Source organism: Micromonospora sp. ATA51, from assembly GCF_016802855.1.
Classification (GTDB): Bacteria; Actinomycetota; Actinomycetes; order Mycobacteriales; family Micromonosporaceae; genus Micromonospora; species Micromonospora sicca.
This window is the reverse complement of the sequence record NZ_JAEVHJ010000254.1, coordinates 1-9,986: the sequence shown is the minus strand read 5'-3', so window position 1 is coordinate 9,986 and position 9,986 is coordinate 1. Positions and strand designations below refer to the sequence as shown.

The 9,986-nt window shown below is 69.0% G+C and carries 10 protein-coding genes and 1 pseudogene; 5 read left to right on the top strand and 6 right to left on the bottom strand.

The window, feature by feature from the left end:
* Positions 1–53: 53 nt before the first annotated feature.
* From JNW87_RS28605 to JNW87_RS28580, 6 genes and pseudogenes are all read right to left on the bottom strand, one after another.
* Positions 54–383 (bottom strand): hypothetical protein, encoded by a 330-nt coding sequence (locus tag JNW87_RS28605; protein ID WP_238454718.1) that lies wholly within the window; start codon positions 381–383, stop codon positions 54–56.
* A gap of 338 nt (positions 384–721) precedes the next feature.
* Complete coding sequence (locus JNW87_RS28600) at positions 722–1,366, bottom strand: DNA alkylation repair protein (protein WP_201749739.1); 645 nt, start codon at positions 1,364–1,366, stop codon at positions 722–724.
* Between the two features lie 73 nt (positions 1,367–1,439).
* Positions 1,440–3,326, bottom strand: a complete 1,887-nt coding sequence (locus JNW87_RS28595; RefSeq protein WP_146231134.1) for a zinc ribbon domain-containing protein — start codon at positions 3,324–3,326, stop codon at positions 1,440–1,442.
* Between the two features lie 294 nt (positions 3,327–3,620).
* Positions 3,621–4,017: pseudogene (locus JNW87_RS28590) on the bottom strand (helix-turn-helix domain-containing protein); the annotation flags it as partial.
* Positions 3,933–4,895 carry an ABC transporter permease subunit gene (locus JNW87_RS28585; protein ID WP_238454717.1) on the bottom strand — a complete coding sequence of 321 codons (963 nt, stop codon included), beginning with the start codon at positions 4,893–4,895 and terminating at the stop codon, positions 3,933–3,935. The gene JNW87_RS28585 and the pseudogene JNW87_RS28590, both read right to left, overlap by 85 nt.
* Before the next feature lie 5 nt (positions 4,896–4,900).
* Entirely contained in the window at positions 4,901–5,788 is an 888-nt protein-coding gene (locus tag JNW87_RS28580) for an ABC transporter ATP-binding protein (protein ID WP_109802878.1), read from the bottom strand.
* A 229-nt stretch (positions 5,789–6,017) separates the two neighbouring features.
* Here JNW87_RS28580 and JNW87_RS28575 point away from each other — a divergent pair, with 229 nt between their 5' ends.
* From JNW87_RS28575 to JNW87_RS28555, 5 genes are all read left to right on the top strand, one after another.
* Positions 6,018–6,395 carry a metal transporter gene (locus tag JNW87_RS28575; RefSeq protein WP_109802879.1) on the top strand — a complete coding sequence of 126 codons (378 nt, stop codon included), beginning with the start codon at positions 6,018–6,020 and terminating at the stop codon, positions 6,393–6,395.
* Between the two features lie 10 nt (positions 6,396–6,405).
* Positions 6,406–7,548: a sensor histidine kinase gene (locus tag JNW87_RS28570; RefSeq protein WP_109802880.1), complete on the top strand. Its 1,143-nt coding sequence runs from the start codon at positions 6,406–6,408 to the stop codon at positions 7,546–7,548.
* A complete protein-coding gene (locus JNW87_RS28565; protein ID WP_109802881.1) occupies positions 7,545–8,198 on the top strand; it encodes a response regulator transcription factor in 654 nt (217 codons plus the stop codon). The genes JNW87_RS28570 and JNW87_RS28565 overlap by 4 nt, the downstream gene beginning before the upstream one ends.
* Before the next feature lie 145 nt (positions 8,199–8,343).
* Positions 8,344–8,760 (top strand): helix-turn-helix domain-containing protein, encoded by a 417-nt coding sequence (locus tag JNW87_RS28560; RefSeq protein ID WP_238454716.1) that lies wholly within the window; start codon positions 8,344–8,346, stop codon positions 8,758–8,760.
* Positions 8,761–8,921: 161 nt separating this feature from the next.
* Positions 8,922–9,401: a TMEM175 family protein gene (locus JNW87_RS28555; protein WP_109802883.1), complete on the top strand. Its 480-nt coding sequence runs from the start codon at positions 8,922–8,924 to the stop codon at positions 9,399–9,401.
* Positions 9,402–9,986: the final 585 nt, after the last annotated feature.

Here is a 9,986-nt window from a genome sequence, read left to right as displayed (position 1 = left end):
GATCAATGACCGACCGCGTAAGATCCACGGCTGGAAGAAGCCCTCCGAGATATTCACCGAACTCGTCGAGGCAAATGCTTCCACTGGCTGAACCCGCCGAGTGCTTCCTGGCCGTCGCGGCCGTAGGCACAGGAGTACCTGCGCCTTGTATCGGTCTCGTCGACCGGCTGTTCCTCGGCGCTCAGCTTCGTGTCGGCGGATCCGCCGAGCACCTTCACGGTTACTTCGGCGGGCAGCAGCTTGCAAGCAGAGGTGATCTCCGCGAGCCGAGCCGGTGCGCTGACTTGCGGCGCGCTCGACGTTGGCGCTTCCCAGGTAACCCCAGCATCCGCCTGCTGCCCGCCACTGCCGCAGGCCGACCCGGTGAGCAGCACCGCTGCCATCGCCGCGGCCATCTCGGCCGAACGACGGGTCCTGCCTCGCTTCATCAACATCGTGCACCTCCTGATCTTCAGGGGGCTGACTCTAACGAGTTCGACCTGTGGGAACAGAAGGAGTTTGTGGCAATGCTCACGAAATTCCCCAATGGCTCCGAGAGTCCACGATCACTGTTGAGGGGTCGCACGTGAAAGCCGCTCGCGAACGCCTCTGGCAGCGGCAGAAGTGGATGTTTGCAAGGGTGCGTCTCCGTGTGCGTTGCGCTTCGCCTCGATAGCCCGCTTCTGTCGATCGTGTTGCCGCGTTCTGCGGGGAGCGGCACGAGCGTGGGCAGGAACCCTTCCTACTTGTCGTGCTGTCGGCGCACCATCTCGCTGATCCAGATGGGCGCGAACGGAGACGTGCAGTTCGGGGGAGTCGGGTAGTCCTCGAGCACCTTCAGGCGCTCGCCGATGTCGATTGCACGGGCGCGGTGCTCGGCGTGCTCGATCCCGATCTGAGCCAGGCAGTGGTTCATCGCCCACTGCAGGCGGTCCGGGGCGTCTTTCATCTCCGACTCGATGACGTCGAGCAGTCCTGCGAGGTCGAGGCCCTCGGGCTTCTTGGCCACGCGTTCGGTGGTCAGCGCCCAGCCGGCACTCGCGACCACTGGATCCGGATCGGCGGACCAGGCCAGGCGCAGCTGTTCGGAGTGCGGGTTCTTCTTCACCACGTAGTTCACGAGCCAGTCGTGCACCTTGGGGGTGCGCGCCTCGCGCAACATGACGTCCAACTCGTCACGCTCGAACGCCTTCGGACGGCAGATCAGGATCGCCAGCAGTCTCGCCGCGGTGTCAGCCGTCTCCCAGAGCTGACACGCGAGTTCCTGCTGCGTCTTCAGCCGCTTCGCGAGCGCACGCAGTTTGCTGAGGTTCACACCGTGATCGTCACCGTGTTTCCCGTTCACCTCGCGTGTCTTCGGGTCCTCGAGCTCGGCCAGCTCGGCCATCACCTCGGCCACCGTCGTCTCGCCCACCTCAGCCTCCTGACCATCACGTGTGAGATTCAGCGTCTCTGGTTTCCTATGTGATCCTCAGCGAGGCGGATGTTTCGCCGGTGCGAGCGTCCCGGTCGGTGATCGGGGTGGCGTGCACGTGGCGGTGGAAGCCGCGGCCGAGGACTGCCCCGCGAACCCGGTGTGGGTGTCGCGGGGCGGTGGTGGGAACCGTGTGCGGCACCTGGCGAACCGGCCCTGACGGCTGGGTTTCCTGGGGTGTCCGTCCCGCCGGACGCTTGCCGGCAGTTCCCGGTGGGGAGCCTGCCGGGGCGGGAACCTGCCGTCGCAAGGGCAGCAGGCGTGAAGCCTTGACCGCTGCAGGTCGGACCTGCCTCCGGGTAGGTGCGGTCTTACGTCGATCCCGCACCGGCCTGATCGTGGCGGCTCGGGTAGGTCGACGGGCCCGGTGACGGACCGGTGTGTCGGTGGCGGTCCGGATCGCGGCGTTGCCGTTACGGTCGCGGAGGGTTTTGGTCTGGTTGGCCAGGCCCCGGGCGGCGATCCGTTGCGACGCGGCGTGGTCACGGTCCATCGACAGGCCACACGAGCAGGTGGCCCACCGGTACCCGGCGGCGCTGCGCTCCGGCGTTCTGACGTGCTTGACCGCGCGGCCGCAGCGGGGACAGCCGGACGAGGTGCCACGGACGGGAACAGTGACGACGGCGATACCGGCTTTCGCGGCGAGGTGGGCGATGGCGGTGAACACGGCGCCGCGTACCGCACCAGAGAGTCGCCGGTTGAGGCTGCGTGACCCGCCACCGGCCTCGAGGGTGGCGAGGTCCTCGACGTAGATGACGGTGGCGCCGACCGCGGTCGCGTGGTCGACCAGCCACCGCGCCGCCGACCAGGCAAGAGCCTTGTTGAGATGCCGGATCCGGGCGCACACCGCCGAATGCTCAGCCTCCAGGACGACAAGCTTCGCATTCAATGCCGGGGCGTGGGCGGGTCGGCCGTCACGCAGCCGCGACAGATGATCGGCTTTGGTGTGGAGGTGTTCGCGGTGGCGGCGTAGCCGTACCAGCTTCGCCGACACACCGGTCGCGTCGAACCGCAACGGGCGCCCCTCGACCAGGACCGAGCCAGCTTGGTCGAGGTCGGCCACGGTCGCGGTCAGCAGGGTGTTCACCCCCCAGTCGACACCCAGCGCCCGCGTGTGCCCGTCCACCGGCGGCGGGGTGTGCGGGGTCTGCCAGGGCAGGTCGACCCGAACCTTGCCATCACCGGGCCGCAGCGTCGGCGTGCACACCTTCACTCCGGCGGGCACGGGTGCCGGCAGCACCACGTCGACGGCATGCCACACCCAGTCGCGGTAGGAGGCCGGCGCCGCGCATACCGGAAGCTGCGACCACAGCCGCACCACGCGGTCGTCAACCCGGTCGACGACGACCTGTTGCCGATCGGCCGCCGCGAGGCTCACCTGCCGCGCCACGGCCGGCTGACCCTCCAACTCACACAGGTCCGCCGGCAGGCGGCCATGCATGTCCATGTATCCGGCGATCTGCCGGGTGCGGTTGCGGATCGTCGCGTTGTCGGTGCCCTCGGACAGCTGCGCACGCAACGCCGACCATTCCTCACCGGTCCGGGCGAACGGATCGTCCGGCCACGTCGCGAGCAGCGCGGCAACGACCTGCCGGCGGTGACACGCCAAACGCAAAGCGCGGGCGGCTTCCTCCTCCGCGATCCGACGAACCCGGTCTGACACCACCACACCCGCCGGCGCCACGGCACCCCAGCCGAGCCGGCGCAACGCCATCCACCCGCTGCTCGGCAGACGCCTCCCATCAGCCCCGACGCCACCACCAAACACCGCAAGATCGGCATCCGACCAGTGCGCAACGATCACCCCGTCGGCCATGCCCCGCACCAGGTCCGCCAGCCACCCCACCCGGTCGGCGAACACCCGTCCAGCCACAGGCCTCTGAACTCCGGGTGCGTCGGGCTTACCACCGCACAACGCCCGGTACGCGGTGCACGTCGCGGTCGACGTCAACCACGCACCAGCCACTACCCCACGCCCCTACCCGCAGCTACCAACAGTCGACGCTCCACCATACGGGACCGGATCCCGCAAATCCGGCCGGCGAACACGGCCACCAGCGAACCGAAACACCACATAGGATCACTTAGCCAACCAGCCAGCAGTGGCACACCCTACGAGGAAAGCACGGGTGAACCAGGTGATCAGCAAGCGCATGGTCAAGGGATCGCGTTCGTAGCGGCGAACTGGCTGGCCGGTGGGCCGGTCCAGCCAGGCCAGGCGGTGCCGGCCGTGCCGGGTAAGCACGGCGTGCACGGTCGGAGCGGGAACGCCCAACAGCGGGGCGAGGCGGCGCGGGGGCGAGCTTGCGGTCCTGGCGCAGCTGGCAGATCGCCGCTTCAATCGTTGCCGGGGTCTTGCCGGGCAGCCGGCGGGCGACGCTGGGCCGGTCGCGTAGACCGGCCTCACCCTCGGCCCGCCAGCGGGCCAGCCATTTGTAGCCGGTACCGGATCTGCCGAAAGTAGTGCCCTCGGCGCGAGCTAGCTGACCCGGCGCTGGACGCGCCACAGGCCGACCGCCGCGAGCAGCGCGCTGATACCGAGATGCAACGCCAGTTCGATCCATTGGAAGGGCCAGAAGCGCCCGTTGGGCTGGTAGGCCATGTCGACGTGGAGGTCGAGCTTGCCGAGACACACCGCAGTGTCACCGAACCTGCCGGTGGCACCAGTCTTCGGGGCGTTGTTGAAACACTCGTTAAAGGCGGCGTCGGACAGCTGCCGGCCGTCCGGTGTCAAGAGCCTACTGGTGTTCGTGACCCAGGCGTCCGGTATCTCTACCCCTTTGACGACCGGCCCGCCAGTGATGCTGCCCAGCGCCCGGGCCTGGTTGATGGTGTCGGCACTCATCGATACGGTGACCCGCTCGGCGGGCATGTAGTTCGGTCGCAGCAGGTTCGGTACGGCGACCTGCACCGCGATCACGGCTAGGAACACCATCGCCATCGCCGGCAGGGTGCGGCGTACCAGCAGCCCGGTGACGGCGCCGAGCGTGAAGCCGAAGACGGCGTACCCGATTGGCGCGACACCACGCGCGCCGAACAGGATCGCGCTGAACCGGTCGCCGGCCACCTGGTCGACCGGAACCGCTGCCCACGTCAACAGCGCGCTGAGCGTACCGGCGACGGCCATGCTGGCAAGGCCGAGGACCGTCAGCTTGACCGCGAGCCAGCGGCGGCGGGGCACACTTTGGTTCCACACCAGCCGATGGGTACCGGTCTCCAGTTCCCGAGCGATGAGCGGCGCGCCCCAGAACGCACCGACGAGCGCGGGTACCAGACCGAAACCGGCGGCGAGGAACAGCATCGTCTGCCCGTACTGGCTCGGAAGCTGGGATGTGTCGCGCACGGCACGGATGTCCCCGCCGAGGCGCACCAGGTAGATGGCGGCCAGGACCAACAGGAACGCTCCGACGAGCGCCTGGATACGGAACTGCCGCAAGCTCATCCTGATCATCGCGCCACCGCCGCACTCGCGCGGGGGACGGCACCCGCTCCGGCGGCCCGCGACATGTAGGCGAGGACCAGTTCCTCCAGCGTGACCGGCTCGGCGTCCCGCGCCGCGGCACCGTCCCGTGCCGCCGCATCGCCCCGGACCAGGGCGCGGCCACGCTCCGCCCAGATAACCTCGACCGCGGCGGCCATCCTGGCCGGATCGCCAGCGATCCTGTGGTGCGAGGCGAGCAAATCCCGTACCGGACCGGCGATCTGGATGCGCGAGTCGCAGAGTACGACGAGGTAGTCACAGACCTGCTCGACATCGCTCAACAGGTGCGAGGAGAGCACGGCGCTGGCGCCGAGTTCGCCCACGAACTCCACGAGACCGCGCATGAAGCCTTTGCGCGCCAGGGGATCCAGCGCGGCGGCCGGTTCGTCGAAAATGAGCAGCTCGGGTCGTTTCGCAGCGGCGATGGCCAACGCGAGCTGCGCGCGCTGGCCGCCGGACAGCCGGCCCGCCTTCTGCGCCGGGTCGAGGCCGACCTCGGCGATGCGCCGCTTGGCCAGCGCCGGGTCCCAGGACGGGTTCAGCCAGGCACCCATCCTCAGGTGGTCGGCGATGCTGAACGAGGCGTACACCGGAGTGTCCTGGGCGACGAAGCCGACCCGGGCCAGGTGCGCCGCGTTGGCTGCCGGTCTGGACCCGAGGACGGACAACGTACCCGCAGTCGGTGCGAGCAGGCCGCAGGCTAGCTGAAGGAGTGTGGACTTACCGGCGCCGTTCGGGCCGACAAGCCCGACGACATGCCCGCGCGGGATCATCAGGTCACAGTCAGTCAATGCCGTGCGGCGGCCGTACCGTTTGGTCAGCCGCTCGGCGTGCAGTACGAGTGGTGTTTCCATAGGCTCATCCTGCGAACGGCGGGCGCGCCGGGCATCGGTCCAAAGCAGGGGCTGGTGCGCAGACGACCCTACTTTTGACCGGTTCGCGCGAGCCGGCGATTTCCTAGCGTCCTCGGCATGAACACGACACACCGAACGGCAATGAACGCCGTACTGGGGCTGGTCTTCGTCACCGGGCTCGGGCTCACGGCGTATCTGATCGCGGACAGTTGGGGCGGGGCTCAATTGGTTGTTCGACTGCGTGGCCGGGGTGGTGGCAGGGCTGCTCGCGCTGCTGCGCGGGCCGCAGCGGACCTGGCCGGTGGCGGGGGGACTCGCGGTCGCGGCGGTGGCGATCGTGGTGGCCCGGGTCGCCGACCTGCCGCAGGAGCCTGGACCGGTCACCGCGCTGGCGCTTGCCGTACTCGTCGGCTCGGGGATCCGGACGCTGCCGGGACCGCGCGCCGCGGCCGTTGCGGCGGGCGGGTTCACGGTGGTGGTGGGCACCTGGCTGACCGCGCTTCCGGACGCGGCGGGCTTCACCGTGGTGACCGTCGTGAACACGGTCACCTGGTTGGTTGCCGTGGCGCTTGGGATCGCCCTGCGTGCGGCCGGGCGGGCCTCGTAGCTTGACCAGGGTGAGCATCTGGGACCGGCTGTTCGGGGTCGCGGCCACGGCGGGACTCGCCGTGGTCTTCCTCGCCGCGATCGGCATTGAGGCCGTTGCGATCGCGCAGACGTGGGGCACCCGGTACTGGCTCGCGGGCGGTGCGGCCGCCGTCGTGGTCTGTGTGTTGACGCTGGTACGGCGGCGGCAGCGGGCGTGGGCGGCTGTCGCCGGTCTCGGGATCGCTGGACTGGCCATCGCGGCGGCCCGGGTGTTCCACCTCCCGACCGAGCCGGGACCGGCCATGGCGCTGGCGCTCGCCGTACTCGTCGGGTCGGCGGTGCGCGCGCTGCCTGCCGTACCTGCTGGTGCGCTCGCCGCCGGAGGGCTCGCGGTGGTCGGCGGCGCCTATCTCGCCGCCCGGCCGCAGTCCTCGGGCGCCTCGGGGGTCGTGGCGATGAACGCCGCGTCCTGGCTCGGCGCGGTCGCGGTCGGGCTGGCGCTGCGGCTGCTGGACGACCGGGCGGCGGCCACCGCGGAGAAAGTACGCCGGGACGAGCGGCTGGAGCTGGCCCGGGAACTGCACGACGTGGTGGCCCATCACATCACCGGCATGCTGATCCAGGCGCAGGCCGCCCACGTCGTCGCGCGTAAGAACCCGGGGCAGGTGGCAGGGTCGCTGACCGGGATCGAGGCCGCCGGCACCGAGGCGCTGCGCGCCATGCGCCGCGTGGTCGGGCTGCTACGCGACGTTGAGGACGCGCCGCCCGCCTCGGCCGGGCCGGAACAGCTCGGCGTACTCGTCGAGCGCTTCAACCGGCAAGGCCCGCCGGTGCGCCTACGGGTACCCGACGAGAGCGCGGCATGGCCGCCGGAGGTGACCAGCACCGTGTACCGGATCGTCCGGGAGGCGCTGACGAACGTGGCCCGCCACGCGCCGCACGCCCACGGCGTCACCGTCACCGTCGACCAGAACCCCGCTGGCGTCACGGTCGAAGTGGTCGACGACGCGCCGCCGGGCCCCGCCCGCGCCTTTCCCCGCGGCGGGTACGGCCTCATCGGCATGCGCGAACGCGTCGAAACCCTCGGCGGTACGCTGCACACCGGTCCCCGCCCCGACGCCGGCTGGTCGGTCCTGGCCACCCTGCCTATCCACGATGGACTGTCACGATGACGATCCGCGTCCTGCTCGCCGACGACCAGGCGATGATCCGTAGCGGCCTGAAGCTCATCCTCGAAGACCAGCCGGACATCAGCGTCATCGCCGAGGCGTCAGACGGTGTCGACGCGATCGCGCAGGCCCGCCAATTGCGTCCCGACGTCTGCCTGGTGGACATCCGGATGCCCCGGCTCGACGGCATCGAGGTGACCCGGGCACTGGCCGGGCCCCGCGTACCCAACCCGATGCGGGTCATCGTGGTCACCACGTTCGACCTCGACGAATACGTGTACGGCGCGCTACGCGGCGGCGCGGCCGGCTTCATCCTCAAGGACGCCGGACCGGCCCTGCTCGTCGAGGCGGTACGCGCCGCCCACAACGGCGATGCGCTCGTCTCCCCGTCGATCACCGTACGGCTGCTACGCCACCTGACCACGCCGAAACCAGAACCCGACAAGTCGCTGCCGTCGTTGTCGGAACGCGAAATCGAGGTGGTCCGGGAGATCGCACGCGGCCGCACAAACCTGGAGATCGGGGCCGAGCTGTTCATCTCCCTGAGTACGGTCAAAAGCCACGTCTCGACCATCCAAACGAAACTCGGCCTACGCAACCGCACCGAGATCGCCGTCTGGGCCTGGGAGCACCGGATCGTCGAAGCCGCTTGAACGGCAGACAAGCAGCGGCATCGCGCGGACGGATGGGAACTGCCCGACGGACCTCCACTCGGGAACGGACCTGGTGCCCGTCTCAGTATCCGGATCTGCCGCCAACCGCGTCACCCAACGTAGGTGCATGGACGCTGGTGTTGACATGCTGGGCGAGAAGTGGACCCTGCTGATCCTTCGAGAGGTCTGGTACGGCGCAGCCCGCTTCAGCGACTTCGAACGCATCTTGGGATGTCCCCGCAATCTGCTCGCTGAGCGGCTCCGCAAGCTCGTCGAGCACGGCATCCTGTCCACCGAGCCATACCAGGAGGCAGGCTCCCGCAGCCGACTCCGGTACGTGTTCACACCCAAGGGGACCGATCTGGCGCCGGCAGTGCTAGGACTGATGCAGTGGGGCGACCGATACCGCGCCGACTCGGCGGGCCCGGCCATCATCACCCGCCACGACAGGTGCGGCGCCCAACTCTCCGTGCAGGTTCGATGCGAGCACGATCACCACGTCCAGGCGAACGACATCCAAGCCGCACCTGGCCCAGGCTTTCGAATGAAGGCGGACCAGTGATGCGACCAGCGCTGGACAGGGGCGCGCCGGATCTACTGCCATCCGGTCTGGACGTCGGCGCCGAGCCCGACGGCTCGACGTCCAGGACCTGCCTCACTCGTTGAGCGAGGTGGCGAAATCCGGCCACAGCAGTCGGCGGGTGGTGGGATGGGAGATCAGGATTGGGTGCGGCAGAAGACGAGGCGCGTTCAGCCAGGAGTGTCGAGCGAACAGAGACGTTCAGCGACGCGGTGCGCGCCATCATCATCACCCTGCTCGTGCTCGACCTGAAGCCGCCCCAGATCAGACCCGGTCACCTGTTGCGGGGGCTGCTCGAAGAATGGCCGGCGTACCTGGCGTACGCCACGTCGTTCCTCAACCTGGCAGCGATCTGGCTGGCACATCGCTACGTGTTCGAGCGCATCCGGGCGACCAGCCCGCCGCTGAACTGGGCCAACCTCGCCATATTGTTCAGCTCAGCGCTGGTACCCTTTCCGACCGCCGTGGTCGCCCGATTCCTGAAGGCGGGCAATCAGGGCGACATCCGGACCGCAATCGCCCTCTATGCCCTCGTCGGCGCCCTGATGCTAATCAGCGCGTGGATCTTCTACCAGTACGCCGTCCGGCACCCCGAGTTGATCCATGCGGGCGGCGGCAAGTAGCTCCGGCAGGAGCGGACCAAGGCACTGATCGGCACCGCGCTCTTTCTCGGTGGGGGCCTACTCGGGTACGTCTCCCCTTGGATCGCGTTTGCGCTCTTTCTCGCCGTACCCCTCTACACCGGCATCACGACCCCTCGCTAGTACTCCAGCCGTAGATCTTGCTCTGGGCAGGTCCGGCAAGTGAGACGGCACAGGCAGCGTCCATCACGGGTTGCTGTGTACGTGTCAATGGTCGAAGCGCAGATGATGCGCGGTGAGTGGATTGACCTTGAGCGGGCGCGGATCACGCTGGGGACCATGTGGAGCGGTGGATCACCCAGCAGCCGAGCCTGCGCCCCCGGACTGCGGCGCTCTACCGATGGCTGCTCGGCAAGCACATCGCGCCGTACCTGGGCGCAGTGGAGCTAGGCCGGTGGACAAGCCGATGACCCCGGCTAGGCCTCATCAGAGGCGTCGAGTGGCTTGCGCCAGACCGACACGTGGCTTTCGCTGTCGGACGTGAAGGGCGCCCCGTCCCAGTCCGCCACACGCTGCTCCAGCGTCAAGCCGGCCAGCCGCGCCATGAGGTCGCACTCGGCGGGCCAG